The sequence below is a fragment of the Agrococcus baldri genome (assembly GCA_900114805.1).
Taxonomy (GTDB): domain Bacteria; phylum Actinomycetota; class Actinomycetes; order Actinomycetales; family Microbacteriaceae; genus Agrococcus; species Agrococcus baldri.
In genome coordinates, this window is the sequence record FOZN01000003.1 from 450,728 (window position 1) to 466,369 (window position 15,642).

Annotated in this window: 12 protein-coding genes; 5 read left to right on the plus strand and 7 right to left on the minus strand. The window is 71.5% G+C overall.

The window, feature by feature from the left end; all coding sequences use genetic code 11:
* Positions 1-34: 34 nt before the first annotated feature.
* Positions 35-523, plus strand: a complete 489-nt coding sequence (locus BM288_RS10505; protein WP_318255487.1) for a VOC family protein — start codon at positions 35-37, stop codon at positions 521-523.
* 45 nt (positions 524-568) lie between these two features.
* Here the strand turns inward: BM288_RS10505 and BM288_RS10510 are convergent, their stop codons facing one another.
* The 3 genes from BM288_RS10510 to aroA all read right to left on the minus strand — a co-directional run bounded on the left by BM288_RS10510 (position 569) and on the right by aroA (position 3,796).
* Complete coding sequence (locus tag BM288_RS10510) at positions 569-1,354, minus strand: inositol monophosphatase family protein (RefSeq protein ID WP_318255488.1); 786 nt, start codon at positions 1,352-1,354, stop codon at positions 569-571.
* 86 nt (positions 1,355-1,440) lie between these two features.
* A complete protein-coding gene (gene rsgA, locus BM288_RS10515) occupies positions 1,441-2,481 on the minus strand; it encodes a ribosome small subunit-dependent GTPase A (protein ID WP_092918601.1) in 1,041 nt (346 codons plus the stop codon).
* Positions 2,482-2,485: 4 nt separating this feature from the next.
* Positions 2,486-3,796 (minus strand): 3-phosphoshikimate 1-carboxyvinyltransferase, encoded by a 1,311-nt coding sequence (aroA, locus tag BM288_RS10520; RefSeq protein WP_092918603.1) that lies wholly within the window; start codon positions 3,794-3,796, stop codon positions 2,486-2,488.
* Between the two features lie 95 nt (positions 3,797-3,891).
* On the opposite strand from aroA, the gene BM288_RS10525 reads away from it, so the two are divergent.
* Positions 3,892-4,527 (plus strand): sigma-70 family RNA polymerase sigma factor, encoded by a 636-nt coding sequence (locus BM288_RS10525; RefSeq protein ID WP_177220355.1) that lies wholly within the window; start codon positions 3,892-3,894, stop codon positions 4,525-4,527.
* On the plus strand, positions 4,524-4,781 hold the full coding sequence (locus tag BM288_RS10530) for a zf-HC2 domain-containing protein (RefSeq protein ID WP_092918607.1): 258 nt from the start codon (positions 4,524-4,526) through the stop codon (positions 4,779-4,781). The genes BM288_RS10525 and BM288_RS10530 overlap by 4 nt, the downstream gene beginning before the upstream one ends.
* A gap of 54 nt (positions 4,782-4,835) precedes the next feature.
* On the opposite strand, the gene aceB is transcribed toward BM288_RS10530, so the two are convergent.
* Both aceB and aceA read right to left on the minus strand, forming a co-directional pair.
* On the minus strand, positions 4,836-6,524 hold the full coding sequence (gene aceB / locus BM288_RS10535) for a malate synthase A (protein WP_092918609.1): 1,689 nt from the start codon (positions 6,522-6,524) through the stop codon (positions 4,836-4,838).
* Between the two features lie 28 nt (positions 6,525-6,552).
* Positions 6,553-7,866, minus strand: a complete 1,314-nt coding sequence (gene aceA, locus BM288_RS10540) for an isocitrate lyase (RefSeq protein WP_177220356.1) — start codon at positions 7,864-7,866, stop codon at positions 6,553-6,555.
* A gap of 141 nt (positions 7,867-8,007) precedes the next feature.
* Between aceA and BM288_RS10545 the strand changes: the two genes are divergently transcribed.
* Entirely contained in the window at positions 8,008-9,495 is a 1,488-nt protein-coding gene (locus BM288_RS10545; RefSeq protein WP_092918611.1) for a helix-turn-helix transcriptional regulator, read from the plus strand.
* An 11-nt stretch (positions 9,496-9,506) separates the two neighbouring features.
* On the opposite strand, the gene BM288_RS10550 is transcribed toward BM288_RS10545, so the two are convergent.
* Both BM288_RS10550 and BM288_RS10555 read right to left on the minus strand, forming a co-directional pair.
* Positions 9,507-13,352, minus strand: coding sequence for a multifunctional oxoglutarate decarboxylase/oxoglutarate dehydrogenase thiamine pyrophosphate-binding subunit/dihydrolipoyllysine-residue succinyltransferase subunit (locus tag BM288_RS10550; protein ID WP_318255489.1), 3,846 nt, complete (start codon positions 13,350-13,352; stop codon positions 9,507-9,509).
* A gap of 96 nt (positions 13,353-13,448) precedes the next feature.
* Positions 13,449-13,970, minus strand: coding sequence for an HNH endonuclease (locus BM288_RS10555; RefSeq protein ID WP_092918615.1), 522 nt, complete (start codon positions 13,968-13,970; stop codon positions 13,449-13,451).
* Between the two features lie 73 nt (positions 13,971-14,043).
* Here BM288_RS10555 and BM288_RS10560 point away from each other — a divergent pair, with 73 nt between their 5' ends.
* Complete coding sequence (locus BM288_RS10560) at positions 14,044-15,642, plus strand: bifunctional 3'-5' exonuclease/DNA polymerase (protein WP_092918617.1); 1,599 nt, start codon at positions 14,044-14,046, stop codon at positions 15,640-15,642.

Below are 15,642 nucleotides of genomic sequence, written 5' to 3' on the forward strand. Positions count from 1 at the left end.
TCGAGGCTAGCGTGCGGCGCGAGAGGGGAGCATCATGGCCGGCATGGGTGATGTGCGCACCGTGCTCTGGTTCGACGGCAGGATCGAGGAGGCCGCCGAGCTCTACGTCTCGCTGCTGCCGGACTCCGAGATCACGGCGATCATGCGGTATCCGGAGGGCGAGGACCCCTGGCCCGGCGAGCACCGGCCAGGCGAGGCGCTCACCGTCGACCTGCGCCTGGGCGGCGTGCCCTACCAGCTGCTGAACGGCGGCCCGCAGTTCCCGCAATCCGAGGCGGTCTCGATCGCGGTGACGGTCGACGGCCAGCAGGAGGTCGACCGGCTCTGGGACGCGCTCGTCAGCGACGGCGGCGCCGAGTCGATGTGCGGCTGGTGCAAGGATCGCTTCGGCCTCTCCTGGCAGGTCACCCCGAAGCAGCTGCAGGAGCTCATGGAGGGCCCGCGCGGCGCCGCGGTGACGAGCGCGATGCTGCGCATGCAGAAGATCGTGGTGGCAGAGCTCGAGGCGGCCGCCGCCGGCTGATGCAGCGCGAGCGGGCACCCGGGCGGGTACCCGCAGCGGACAGGCTCAGCGAGCCAGGCGCTCGAGCAGCTGCTGGTGCAGGTGGCCGTTGGTGGCGAGCGCGCTGCCGTGCCACGGGCCGGCGTCGCCCCCGACCGAGGTGAACGTGCCGCCGGCCTCCTCGATCACCGGCACGAGCGCCGCCATGTCGTAGGGCTGCAGGTCGAACTCGGCCACCGCATCCAGGGCGCCCTCGGCCAGCAGCATGTAGCTCCAGGCGTCGCCGTACGAGCGCGCCCGCCACACGTCGCGCTGCAGCGCCACCAGCTGGTCCACGCGGCCCGCGCCGTCCCAGCCCTGGATCGAGTTGTAGGAGATCGCCGACGCTGCCAGCTCGCCCACGCCGGAGACCCGCAGCGGCTGCGGCGCATCGTCCGCCGGCGTCCGCTTCCAGGCGCCGCCGCCGCTCGCCGCCCACCAGCGCGCACCGAGCGCGGGGGAGGAGACCACGCCCACCACCGGCTTGCCGTCGACCGCCAGGGCGATGAGCGTCGCCCAGATGGGGGCGCCGCGCAGGAAGTGGGCCGTGCCGTCGATCGGGTCGATGATCCACTGGCGCGGCGCTTCGCCGACTGGTCCGAACTCCTCGCCGAAGATCGCGTCGTCGGGCCGCTCCGCGGCGAGGACGTGACGGATGCGCTGCTCGACCGCGCGGTCGGCGTCGGTGACGAAGGTGGTGTCGGGCTTGGTCGCGATCTCGAGGTCGCGCGCGCCGAAGCGGGCGGTCGAGATGGCATCGGCCTCGTCGGCAAGCTGAAGGGCGAGGGCGAGGTCGTCGTCGTAGCTGCTCACGATGCCAGCGTACGCGCGCGCTGGAGCTGGACCCGTTCGGGTCGCCGCCGCGACGCCAGCGCCGAGGCCCGTCCCGGGCCGAGGAGTCACTCCTGGTGGCGGTCGCTGCGGGCTGCGACGAGTGTGCCGAGCAGGCGCTGCATCGAGTCGACGCGGCGTCGCTCCAGCCTGCCGTCGTCCGCCGCGGCCGCGAGTTCGCAGTAATCCTCGGACGCGAGGTGGGTGCAGCCGCGCGGGCAGTCCTCCGCGACCTCGGCGAGGTCGGGGAAGCCCCGCAGCACGTTGGCGGTCGCGACGTGCCCGAGGCCGAACGAGCGCACCCCGGGGGTGTCGATGATCCAGCCGTCGCCGAGTCGGAACGAGACCGTCGAGGAGGAGGTGTGGCGACCACGTCCGGTGACGGCGTTCACGTGCCCGACCGCGCGGTGGGCGCTGGGCACGATGGCGTTCACCAGAGTCGACTTGCCGACGCCCGAGTGGCCGACGGCGACCGTCGTGTGGCCGTCGAGCCGCTCGCGCAGCGCGTGCGCCGGCGGGTCGTCGATCGACGAGCGCCACACCTCGATGTCGAGCCCGGCGAAGTTCGCCAGGAACGGTGCCGGGTCGGCGACATCCGTCTTCGTCATCACCAGCACCGGGGCGATGCCGGCGTCGAAGGCGGCGACGAGGAATCGGTCGACCATCCCGGCGCGCGGCGGCGGGTCGGCCGAAGCGACCACCATCAGCATCACGTCGGCGTTCGCGACGATCACCCGCTCGACCAGGTCGGCGTCGTCGGCCGAGCGGCGCAGCACGGTCGTGCGCGGCTGGATCCGCACGATGCGCGCGAGCGAGCCGGTCTCGCCGGTGGTGTCGCCCACCACGTCGACGCGGTCGCCGGCGACGATCGACTGCTTGCGCAGCTCGCGAGCCCGGGCGGCGGTGACGACCGCCTCGTCGCTCTCGCCGACCCTGACGACCAGCCGGTAGCGGCCGCGGTCGACGCCGGTGACGATGCCGGTGACGGCATCCTCGTGCTCGGGCCGCTGCTTCGAGCGGGGCCGGTTCGCCTTCGGATTCGGGCGCTCGCGCACGCTCGACTCGTCGTACTCCTCGTACGGGTCCTCGTAGTCGCCCATCCAGCTCATCGCATCAGCCCCGCTCCCCGGCCAGCATCGCGGCCCACAGCTCGGGGAACTCCGGGATGGTCTTCGCCGTCGCGCCGATGTCGTCGACCTCGACGCCCGGCACGCGCAGCCCGACCACCGCGCCGGCGGTGGCGATGCGGTGGTCGTCGTAGGCGCCCCAGTCGCCGCCCGTCAGCGGCGCGGGCTCGATGCGGATGCCGTCCGGCAGCTCCGTCGCACGGCCGCCGAGGGCGGTGATGTTGTCGATCAGGGCCCGGATGCGGTCGGTCTCGTGCCCGCGCGTGTGGCCGATGCCGGTCACCTCGACGGGCGCCGACGCGATGGCGCCGAGCGCCACGATGGTGGGGGAGAGCTCGCCGCAGGCGTGCATGTCGAGGCTGGCACCGGGGATCGCGCCACCGGTCGCCTCGACGGTGAGGGACCCATCCGCCACCGTGCTCGTCGCGCCGAAGGCGTCGAGCAGCGCGGGCAGCATGCTGCCGACCTGCGTGGTCTCGGCGGGCCAGCCGTCGAGCACGACGCGGCCGCCGACCGCGACGACCGCCGCCAGGAACGGCGCGGCGTTCGAGAGGTCGGGCTCGATCTGCTCGTCGAGCGGGGCGATCGGGCCGGGCTCGATCCGCCACGAGGCCTCGCCGATCGTCGAGGCGACGACGCCGCGCTGGCGCAGCGCCTCGAGCGTCATCTCGATGTGCGGGATGGAGGGCAGGCGCTCGCCCCGGTGGTGCAGCGTGAGCCCCTCGGTGAAGCGCGGCGCCGCCAGCAGCAGCGCGGAGACAAACTGGCTCGAGGCGCTGGCATCGACCGTCAGCTCGCCGCCGCGCACCTCGCCGGCGCCGTGCACCGTGAACGGCAGCCGCGGCTCGTCGGCGTCGACGCGCACGCCCAGATCGCGCAGCGCAGCGATCGTCTGCTGCATCGGGCGCTTGCGCGCGTGCGGGTCGCCGTCGAACGCGACCGGGCCGTCGCCGAGCGCCGCGACGATGGGCAGGAAGCGCATCGCGGTGCCAGCCAGCCCGCAGTCGATGGCGCCGCCGCCGACCACGGGCGCCGGCGTGATCTCGAGATCCGGCCCGAACAGGCCGTCCCCGGGCACCTCGCGGATGACCGCGCCGAGCGCGCGCAGGCCACCGGCCATGATCGACGCGTCGCGGCTGCGCAGCGGCCGATGCAGCGTCGAGGGCCCGTCCGCGAGCGCAGCCAGCAGCAATGCCCGGTTGGTGAGGCTCTTCGAACCGGGCAGCTGCACGCGCGCGTCGAGCCGCGCCTTCGCGGTCGGGGCGGTCCAAGGACGGGAATGATCGGGGTGGCTCATCGGTTGCAATCTATCGGTCGGAAAGCGAAGCCGAGGAGGTGCCAGTGCCAACCATGACGCTCGAAGCGCCGCGCTCGACACTAGACTCACCGGCGATGACAAGCGAACAGGACGAGTCTGGCCAGGTCGACGCGAGCGCTGCAGCTGCCGCCCGCCGCGACGACTTCGCCGAGCAGGCGATGCAGTACGCCGACCAGCTCTACGCGGCCGCGATGCGCATGACGCGCAACCCGGCCGATGCGGCTGATCTGGTGCAGGAGACGCTGCTGAAGGCCTACGCGGCCTACGGCTCGTTCAAGCCCGGCACCAACCTGCGGGCGTGGCTGTACCGCATCCAGACCAACACCTACATCAACACCTACCGCAAGCAGCAGCGACGCCCCTTCGAGGCGCCGCTCGACGACATGGAGGAATGGCAGATCGGCGACGCCGAGTCGTTCACCTCCACGTCCTCCCGCAGCGCCGAGGCCGAGGCCATCCACCGGATGCCCTCGGGCATCGTCAAGGACGCGCTGCAGCAGGTGCCGGTCGACTTCCGCATGGCGGTCTACTGGGTCGACGTCGAGGGGCTCAGCTACGCGGAGACCGCCGAGGTGATGGAGACCCCGACCGGCACCGTCATGAGCCGGCTGCATCGCGGCCGCAAGCTGCTGCGAGGCCTGCTGGCCGATTACGCACGCGAACAGGGCATCGAGGTGCCGGAGAGCACCGAGAAGGGGAAGAAGCCGTGAGCACGGTAGAGGCGAACAAGGACTGCACGCAGGCGCGAGCAGCGCTGGAGGAGTACCTCCACAAGGAGCTGTGCGCCGAGGACGCCGCCGACGTGCGCGCGCACCTCGACACCTGCGAGGAGTGCTCGGCAGAGCACCACGTGGGGGAGACGCTCACGAGCGCGCTGCAGGGCGCCTGCAAGGACCGCGCCCCCGAGGAGCTGCGCGAGCGGCTGCTGGCGAGCCTGCGTGCCGCGAAGGCGCAGCACGACTGACGCTCCCGGACATGCTGAAGGCGGGACCCGATCGGGGTCCCGCCTTCGCGCGTCTCAGGCCGCTTCACGCTCCTGCTCGTCTGCGTCCCGCGACGTCGTCTGCGCGACGGGAGCCGGCGCATCCGTCACAGGGATCGGGCCCGTGGTCGAGCGCTCCACGCCCTCAGCGAGGTAGCGCTCGGTGCCGGCGAGGGTGAGGAAGGCCGGGTAGGTCTCCTCGAGCGCGATCTCGCGGAAGAGCGCGATCGCCTCGCGGAAGCGGTTGCCCTCGGCGCGCTCGAAGCCGCGGCCCAGCTCGTCGACGATCGCCTCGCAGCGCTCGCGCGTGATCGTGCGGCCGTCAGAGGTGGCCGACTCGTTGTAGATCCACTGCCACACCTGCGAGCGGGAGATCTCGGCGGTCGCCGCATCCTCCATCAGCGAGTGGATGGCGACGGCGCCGTGGCCGCGCAGCCACGCCTCCATGTAGCGGATGCCGATCTCGATGTTGGAGCGCAGGCCGCCGTCAGTGATCTCGCCCGGCGTGGTCGACAGGTCGATGAGCGCGTCGCCGTCGACCGGCACGTCCTCGCGGCTGCGGCCGAGCTGGTTCGGCTCGTCGCCCAGCACCGCGTCGAACGCCTCGCGGCAGGTGGCGACCAGGCCCGGGTGCGCGACCCAGGAGCCGTCGAAGCCGTCGCCGGCCTCGCGCGACTTGTCGGCCGCGACCGCCGACAGCGCGCGCTCGGTGGCCTCGGGATCCTTCGCGCTCGGCACGAACGCCGCCATGCCGCCGATGGCGTGCGCACCGCGACGGTGGCAGGCCCGCACGAGCTGCTCGGTGTAGGCGCGCATGAACGGCGCCGTCATCGTCAGCTGCGCGCGGTCGGGGAGCACGAACGCCTCGCCCCGCAGGCGGAACGCCTTGATCATCGAGAACAGGTAGTCCCACCGGCCGGCGTTGAGACCCGCTGAGTGATCGCGCAGCTCGTACAGGATCTCCTCCATCTCGAACGCCGCCGTGATCGTCTCGATCAGCACGGTCGCGCGGATGGTGCCCTGTGGCAGCACCAGCAGCTGCTGCGCCATCACGAACACGTCGTTCCACAGCCGCGCCTCGAGGTGGTTCTCGATCTTCGGCAGGTAGAAGTACGGGCCTGAGCCGCGGGCGATGAGCTCGTCGGCGTTGTGGAAGACGTGCAGGCCGAAGTCGACCAGCGAACCCGACATCGGCTTGCCGTCGACGATGATCCGGTGCTCGTCGAGGTGCCAGCCGCGCGGGCGCACGACGATCGTCGGCGTCTGCTCGGCCGTGACGCGGTACTCCTTGCCCTCGGGGCTGGTGAATTCGATCTGCTCGCGGATGGCGTCCTGCAGGTTGACCTGGCTCGCGATGACGTTGCGCCACAGCGGGCTCGAGGCGTCCTCGCAGTCGGCCAGCCACACCTTGGCGCCTGAGTTGAGCGCGTTGATGGTCATCTTGCGCTCGATCGGACCGGTGATCTCCACGCGGCGGTCCTCCAGGCCCGGTGCCGGCGGCGCGACCTTCCATGAGCTGTCACGACGGATGCGCTCGGTCGCGGCCAGGAAGCTCGGCACGTCGCCGTCGGCGAAGGCCGCGCGCCGCTTGCGGCGGTCCTGCAGCTGCTGCTGGCGCTGGCACTCGAACGCGTCGTGCAGCTCGAGCAGGAAGGACAGCGCGTCGTCGGTGAGGACGCGCTCCTGGCCCTCGGCGGTGGCGGTGATGCGGATGCGGTCGTTCATGTCGTCCTCCTTCTTGGCTCTGCGCGGATCAATGGAACTGCTCGGACTCGGTGGAGCCGGCGAGCGCCAGCGTCCCCGAGGTCGGGTTGAGCGCGGTCGCGACCTGGTCGAACCAGCCCGTGCCGACCTCGCGCTGGTGCTTGGTGGCGGTGTAGCCCTGCGCCTCAGCGGCGAACTCCCGCTCCTGCAGCGCGACGTAGGCCGACATGTCGTGCTCGGCGTAGCCCTTGGCCAGGTCGAACATCGAGTGGTTCAGGGCGTGGAAGCCGGCCAGCGTGATGAACTGGAAGCGGAAGCCCATCGCGCCCAGCTCGCGCTGGAACGTGGCGATCTGGTCGTCGTCGAGGTGCTTCTTCCAGTTGAACGAGGGCGAGCAGTTGTAGGCCAGCAGCTGGTCGGGGAACTCGCTCTTGATGCCCTCGGCGAAGCGGCGCGCGACCTCGAGGTCGGGCTTGCCGGTCTCCATCCACAGCAGGTCGGCGTACTCGGCGTAGGCGCGCCCTCGGGCGATGCAGGGCTCGATGCCGTTCTGCACCTCATAGAAGCCTTCGGCCGTGCGGCCGCCGGTGAGGAAGGGGCGGTCGCGCTCGTCGACATCGCTGGTGAGCAGCGTCGCAGCCTCGGCGTCGGTGCGGGCGATGATGACGCTCGGCACGTTCTCGACGTCGGATGCGAGGCGAGCCGCGTTCAGCGTGCGCACGTGCTGCTGCGTGGGGATGAGCACCTTGCCGCCCAGGTGGCCGCACTTCTTCTCGCTCGCGAGCTGGTCCTCCCAGTGCACGCCCGCCGCGCCGGCGACGATCATGCTGCGCATGAGCTCGAAGGCGTTCAGCGGGCCGCCGAAGCCGGCCTCGGCGTCGGCGACGATGGGCGCGATCCAGTCGGCGACCGTGCGGATGCCCTCGCTGCGCTCGATCTGGTCGGCGCGCTGCAGCGCGTTGTTGATGCGCCGCACGACGGCGGGCACCGAGTTGGCCGGGTAGAGCGACTGGTCGGGGTAGGTCTGGCCGGAGAGGTTCGCGTCGGCAGCGACCTGCCAGCCCGAGAGGTAGATCGCCTCGAGGCCGGCGCGCACCTGCTGCACCGCCTGGTTGCCGGTCAGTGCGCCGAGCGCTCGCACCGGCGTCGCGGAGGTGTGCAGGCGCTCGAAGAGGCGCTCCGAGCCGCGGCGTGCCAGCGTGTGCTCCTCGACGACCGAGCCGCGCAGCCGGACGACGTCGGCGGCGCTGTAGTCGCGCTTGATGCCGTTCCAGCGGGCATCCGCCGCCCACTCGAGCTCGAGCTCCGCGGCCTCGGTCGCCATCGTGCTCTCGAACTTCGTGGTGTCGGGCTGCTCGGTCATGGTGTCCTCCTCGTTCGTCGCCGGTGTGCTCCGGCGGGGTCCTGCAACCACTGTGCGTGCAGTTCTGCACGGGTTTCGACCATCCGCACGTGAATTTCTTCGTTTCTGCCAACCTGCGCAGTTCTGCCGTAAGGTGCATCCATGACCAGCGAACGCACCGCACCGGGCACCTGGAACCGATCGGTGCCCTCGGCCCCCGAGCCGGCGCCGGTCGACGCGCTGCAGCTCGGCAAGTCCCTGCGCCACGCGCGCAAGCAGGCCGGTCTCACGCTCGACGCCGTGCACGTGGCGATCGGGCTTGCACCCTCGCAGCTGTCGGGCTTCGAGAACGGCAAGCGCGAGGCACGGTTCTCGCAGCTGCAGCAGCTCTCGGCGCTCTATGGGGTGAGCCTCGAGCAGCTCACCGGCACGGCGCCGCCGTCGAAGCGCGCGGCGATGGAGCTGCGGCTCGAGCGCGCGATGCAGTCATCGACCTGGCAGCAGAAGCGGCTGCCCACGATGCGCATCGGCCCGCGCACGCCCGACGACGTGCTGGCGACCACGCTGGCGCTCGTCGACGAGCTCGACCGGGTGGCGGAGGAGCGGGCGGCGACGCCGGAGGAGGCGCGCAGGGCGAATACGGAGCTGCGCGCGCAGATGCGGGCGCGCGACAACCACTTCCCCGAGATCGAGGCGGAGGCCGCCGCGATGCTCGCGAAGGTGGGCTACCAGGCCGGGCCGCTCTCGCAGCACCTCATCGCGGCGATCACCGAGCGCCTCGGATTCAGCGTGCATCACGTGGGCGACCTGCCGCACTCGACCCGCTCGGTGATGGACTACAAGCGCAAGCGCATCTACCTCTCGCGCTCGAGCCACACCGGCCACGACCCGCGCTCGGTGCTGCTGCAGGCGCTCGGGCACCACGTGCTGGGCCACTCGGTGCCCGAGGATTTCGGCGCCTTCCTGCGTCAGCGGATCGAGACGAACTACTTCGCCGCGGCACTGCTGGTGCCCGAGCGGGCCGCAGTGACGTTCCTCGAGGCCGCGAAGCAGGAGCGGCAGCTGGCCGTCGAAGACCTGCGGGACGCGTTCGCCGTCTCCTACGAGGCTGCCGCGCACCGGCTGACGAACCTCGCGACCGTCCATCTGGGCATCCCGCTGCACTTCCAGAAGGTGCACGAGTCGGGCATCATCTACAAGGCCTACGAGAACGACGGCGTCACGTTCCCCACCGACCACATGGGCGCGATCGAGGGCCAGCCGGTCTGCAAGCACTGGACGAGCCGCGAGGTGTTCGACGTCGCCGACAAGGTCAACGCCTTCGAGCAGTACACCGAGACGCCCGCCGGCACCTTCTGGTGCTCGGCGATGACGGAGCGCAGCGCGTCGGGTGAGTTCTCGCTCTCGATCGGCGTGCCGTTCTCGCAGGCCAAGTGGTTCCGCGGCCGGGCCACGAAGGAGCGCTCGATCTCGCGCTGCCCCGATCCCTCGTGCTGCCGGCAGCCCCCGGTCGAGCTCGCCTCCGAGTGGGCAGGGCAGGCGTGGCCGAGCGCCAGGGCGCACTCGCACCTGCTGGCGGCCCTGCCGCCCGGCGCGTTCCCGGGCGTCGACGAGACCGAGGTGTACAGCTTCCTGGCCTCGCGCGACTAGCCCACGGCCGATCAGCCCAGCGCGGTCTCCAGGATCGCCGTGAGCTCGCGCGCAGAGCGCTTGGCCGAGCCCGTCGCCGGGCTGGCCGACTGCGGGCGCCCGACGACCTTGAGCGTGCGGCCGTGCAGGTGCCGCGGCAGCGCGAGATGGATGAACGGCCACGAGCCCTGGTTGAGCGGCTCCTCCTGCACCCAGACGAGCTCGGCGCCCGGGTAGCGGTCGACCGCGGCGTTGATCTCATCGACCGGCAGCGGGTAGAGCTGCTCGACGCGCACGAGCGCGACGTCGCTGCGCTCCCGCTTGGCCAGCTCCGCCTTGAGGTCGTAGTGGATCTTGCCCGAGTGCAGCAGCACCCGCTTGACCCCGGCTGCATCCTGCACCTGCCGGTCGTCGATCACGGTCTGGAAGCGGCCGGTCGTGAAGTCATCGACCGCGCTGGTCGCGTCGCGCAGGCGCAGCATCGCCTTGGGCGTGAACACCACCAGCGGCCGGCGGGGCGTCGCGTACGCCTGCCGGCGCAGCAAGTGGAAGTGGTTCGCCGGCGTCGACGGACGGGCGATCGTCATGTTGTCCTCCGCCGCCATCTGGAGGAAGCGCTCGATGCGACCCGAGGAGTGGTCGGGACCGGCGCCCTCGTAGCCGTGCGGCAGCAGCAGCACGAGCGATGAGTGCTGGTTCCACTTCTGCTCGGCGGAGGCGATGAACTCGTCGATGATGATCTGCGCGCCGTTGGCGAAGTCGCCGAACTGCGCCTCCCACAGCACCAGCGCATCCGGCCGCTCGACCGAGTAGCCGTACTCGAAGCCCATCGCCGCGTACTCGCTCAGCAGCGAGTCGTAGATCGACAGGCGAGCCTGGTCCGAGCCGAGGTTCGCCAGCGGCAGCCACTCCTGGCCGTTCTTGCGGTCGTGCATGACGGCATGGCGCTGCACGAAGGTGCCGCGGCGGGTGTCCTGGCCCGACATGCGCACCGGCGTGCCCTCGAGCAGCAGCGAGCCGAGGCCCAGCAGCTCGCCGAAGGCCCAGTCGATGCCGCCCTCACGGCTCGCCTTGACGCGCTTGTCGAGCACCTGCTTGACCTTCGGGTGCACCTTGAAGCCCTCTGGCGGGTTGCCGTGCGCATCGCCGATGGCATGGATGACGGATGCGTCCACACCGGTCGTGTCCGGCTCGCGGTGGGCGGACTCGGCGTCGGCGGCCTCCTCCGGGGTCACGACGGGCATGGAGCCGGTCGCGGCCGCGTGCGTCTCCATGAAGGCGCGCTCGAGCTTGCCCTGGAAGTCGGCCTGCGCCGCCTCGTACTCCTCCTTGGTGATGTCACCGCGGCCGACGAGGTTCTCGGCGTAGAGGGTGCGCACCGATCGCTTCTGCTCGATCAGCGAGTACATCAGCGGCTGCGTCATGGTGGGGTCGTCGCCCTCGTTGTGCCCACGGCGCCGGTAGCAGATGAGGTCGATGACGATGTCGCGCTTGAACTCCTGGCGGTACTGGAACGCCAGCTCCGCCACCCGCACCACGGCCTCGGGGTCGTCGCCGTTCACGTGCAGGATCGGGGCGTGGATCGACTTCGCGATGTCGGTCGCGTAGGTCGACGAGCGCGACTCGGACGGCGGCGTGGTGAAGCCGAGCTGGTTGTTCACGACCAGGTGCACGGTGCCGCCGGTCTTGTACGCGCGCAGCATCGAGAGCTGGTGCGTCTCGAAGACCACGCCCTGGCCGGCGTTCGCGGCATCGCCGTGCACGAGCACCGGCAGCACGCTGTGCTCGCCGTCGCCGATGCGATCCTGCTTGGCGCGCACGATGCCCTCGAGCACGCCGTTGACGGCCTCGAGGTGCGAGGGGTTCGCCGCGAGGTAGACCGGTACGGTCGAGCCGTCGGCGGCGGTGAACTCGCCCGCGTTGCCCAGGTGGTACTTGACGTCGCCGGAGCCCTGGAAGACGGCGGCGCCCTCGAACTCCTGGAACACCTGGCCGTAGGTCTTGCCGGCGATCGAGGTGAGCACGTTGAGGCGTCCGCGGTGCGGCATGCCCATCGCGACCTCCTCGAGGCCCGCCTCCGCCGCACCGGCGAGCAGCGCGTCGAGGAACGCGATCATCGACTCAGCGCCCTCGAGCGAGAAGCGCTTCTGCCCGACGTACTTGGTCTGCAGGAAGGTCTCGAAGGCCTCCGCCTCGTTGAGCTTGCGCAGGATGCGCATCTGCTCGTCGTGCGTCGGCTTGACGTAGGGCACCTCGAGGTGGCTCTGGAACCACTGTCGCTGCGCCGGGTCGGCGATGTGCATGTACTCGATGCCGATCGTGCGGCAGTACGAGTCGCGCAGCACGCCGAGGATGTCGCGCAGCAGCGCGGAGCGCTTGCCGCCGAAGCCGCCGGTGACGAACTCGCGGTCGAGATCCCAGAACGACAGGCCGTGCTGCTCGATCTCGAGGTCGGGGTGCGTGCGCTGCACGTACTCGAGCGGGTCGATGTCGGCCATCAGGTGGCCGCGCACGCGGTACGAGTTGATCAGCTGCGTGACGCGCGTCTGCTTCGAGAGCTCGTCGGCCTCGCGCACCGAGACGTCGGTCGACCACTTGATCGGCTCGTAGGGGATGCGCAGGTCGGCGAAGATGCCCTTGTAGAAGTCCTGCTCGCCGACGATCAGGCCGTGCACGATCTTCAGGAACTCGCCGGAGCCGGCGCCCTGGATGACGCGGTGGTCGTAGGTGGAGGTGAGGGTGACGGTCTTGCCGACGCCCGCGTCCGCGAGCCGCTCGGGGCTCGAGCCCATGAACTCGGCGGAGTAGTCGAGCGCGCCGACGCCGATGATGGCGCCCTGGCCCGGCATCAGACGGGGCACGGAGTGCACGGTGCCGATGCCGCCCGGGTTCGTGAGCGAGATCGTGGTGCCCGCGAAGTCGCCGGCGCCCAGCTTGTTGGCGCGGGCCTTCTTCACGAGCGCCTCGTAGGCGTTGACGAACTCCTGGAAGTCCATCGTCTCGCAGCCCTTGATGCTCGGCACCAGCAGCGCACGGGTGCCGTCGGGCTTGGGGATGTCGATCGCGATGCCGAGGTTGATGTGCGGCGGCGCGACCATCGAGGGCTTGCCGTCGATGACCTCGTAGTAGACGTTCTGGCTGGGGAAGGCCTTCAGCGCCTGCACGAGCGCGTAGCCGATGATGTGCGTGAACGAGACCTTGCCGCCGCGCGTGCGGCGGAGGTGGTTGTTGATGACGATGCGCTGGTCGATCATCAGCTTCGCCGGCACGGTGCGCACGCTGGTGGCGACCGGCATCGACAGCGACTTGTCCATGTTGGCCGCGAGCGTCTTCGGCATGCCTCGCAGCGTCGTGACGGCGGGCTCGTCCTTGGGCTGCTCGTCGGCCTTCGTCGCGTCGGCCTTCTTCGCCTCCTTGGTCGGCGCATCCGCCGGCACCGGCTTGGGACGTGCGGCCTGCGCGGTGGTCCGGGCGACGATCGCGCCCTCGCTCTTCGCCGGCGCGGGCGTCTCGGCCTGGCCCTCGGTGTCCTCGCGCGGCGCGTCCTGGGCGTGCTGTCCCTCGCCGGAGTCGACCGGCTGGTCCGGGCGCGACTCGGCGCGGACAGGCTGGCGCGGAGGCGCGGGCTTCGACGACTCGGCAGCGGGAGCCGGCGCCGACGCGGGAGCCGGCGCTGGGGGAGCCGCATCGGACGCGGGCTTGGCGGTCTCGCTCATGCTCGTCGCCGCACCCCCGGCGTCACGCTGCTCGGCGTATCGCTCGAGGATGGGCCACCACGATCGGGCGACCGAGTTCTTGTCGTTGATGAAGAGCTGGTACTGCTCCTCGACGAGCCACTCGTTCGCTCCGAAATCGTTGTCGTCCGCAGGGGTGGACACGGTATCGATCGCCTCTTTCGAATCTCCGGGCATGCCGCAGGCAGTCCGCGGCCACACTGCCAACAAGCATAGTGGCGACGCGTGCTGCTCGATGCCTCAGGCGGAGGATCGCTCGAGCGCAAGACCGAGTTCCTGCAGATCGACGCCGGCAGCCTGGACGGCGAGCAGCAGCACCTCCCGGCGCCACACCACGCGCGGCTCGAACAGCAGCGGCATGCCGGCCTCCGGCGGTGTCCGGCCGCCCTTCTCGCCGTTGCAGGCGACGCAGGCCGTGATCGTGTTGAGCCAGCTGGACTCGCCGCCGCGCGAGACCGGCTGGATGTGGTCGATCGTCGCGCCGGGCCGCCCGCAGTACGCGCATCGCCGCCCGTCGCGCTCGAGCATGCCGCGACGGCTCCACGGCACCGGTGCGTAGAGCCGGGTGTGGGGGATCTGCACGTAGTCGTTGAACACCACCACGCGCGGCACCGGCAGCTCCAGCGAGTTCGAGCGGATGAAGCCGTCGGCGGCGAGCACGATCTGCGCGCGCTCCTTGACGATGAAGGCGACGGCGCGCTGCAGCGAAGCGACGCCGATCGGCTCGAGCGTCGCGTTGAGCACCACAACCTGCGCTGTCATCGCTGTCTCCGAGGACCATCCTGACGCATTCGGGTGACCAGTGGGTGTCATCGGTGCCCACTAGCGTCAGGACATGGCCGCAGCGAGCTTCGATGTGGGCGTCGCATCGCTCGACCGCGGCGCGCGCATCGCCGTCGCCACCCTCGTCGACGGTCGTGCCACGGATGCGTCGGTGCACGCGAGCGCGCACGTCGCCGCCGACCCGCGGCTGACCAGGCCGGGCGTGCGAATCGTCTGGCAGGACGCCAAGGCGGTGGTGCCCCTGCTGCTGGATGCGGGCGTGGGCCTCGACCGCGTGCGCGACCTGCGCCTCGTGCACCGCATCCTGGTGGAGGCGCGCGGGCTGGCGGCAGAGGAGCGCTGGGCACGCTCGCTGCGCGGCGAGGCCGAGGGGCTGTTCTCGCTCGCCCCCGAGGCCGAGCCGGTCGAGGCGCTCGCCGAGCAGCTGGCGGCGCAGGAGGCCGCGATCGCCGCCGACGCGGGGCTGCGGATGCTCGCCGCGGCCGAGTCGATGGGCGCCGTGATCGCGGTGGAGCTGAGCCGCCAGGGGCTGCCGTTCGACCGCGCGGCGCACGACGCGCTGCTCACCGAGGCGCTGGGCGAGCGGCCCGTCGGCGTGGGAGCCGCCGCCCGCCCGCGCCGCATGGAGGCGCTCGCCGCCGAGGTGCGCGACGCGCTCGCCGCGCCTGCGCTCAATCCCGATTCGCCGCAGGAGGTGCTGAAGGCGCTCCGGCGCGCGGGGCTCGATGTCGCCTCCACCGCCCGCTGGGAGCTGCGCGAGCACGAGCACCCGGCCGTGGCGCCGCTCATCGAGTACAAGCACCTCGCGCGGCTGCACACCGCCAACGGCTGGGCGTGGGCGCAGCGCTGGGCGCGCACCGACGCGCAGGGCCGCATGCGGCTGGCGATCGAGTACGTGCCCGGCGGCGTCGTCACGGGTCGCTGGGCGACGGAGGGCTCGGGGGCGATGCAGATCGCCAGGCAGATCCGCGGCGCGGTGGCGGCCGAGCCGGGCATGCGGCTGGTGGTCGCCGACGCCGCGCAGCTCGAGCCGCGCGCGCTCGCCGCGATCGCCCGCGACGAGGCGCTCGCCGACGCGGGCCGCGGCACCGACCTCTACCAGGGGCTCGTCGACCGCGGTGTGGTCGACACCAGGCAGCACGCGAAGATCGGCATGCTCGGCGCCCTCTACGGCGGCACCACGGGGGAGTCCGCGCTGGTGCTGCCGCGGCTCGCCCTCGCCTACCCCAGGGCGCTGGCGGTGGTCGAGGGCGCCGCTCGCGCCGGCGAACGGCGCGAGCGCGTGCGCACCTGGCTCGGCCGCACCTCGCCCGTGCCGCCGCGCTGGCGCGACGACGAGCGCGGCGGGCGGCAGGCGCGCGCCTGGGGCAGGTTCACGCGCAACTTCGTCGTGCAGGGCACCGCCGCCGAGTGGGCGCTCGCGTGGATGGCGGGCGTGCGCCGCGCGATCCGCGACGTCGACGGCGCGGCGCTGGTGTGCTTCCTGCACGACGAGGTCATCGTGCAGGCACCGGAGGGGTCGGCGGATGCGGTGGCCGAGGCCGTCAGGTCGGCCGCGGCAGAGGCGGGCAGGCTGCTGTTCGGCCGCTTCCCGATCGACTTCCCGGTGCAGACCGCGGTCGTCGGCGACTGGGGTCAGGCGAAGGACTGA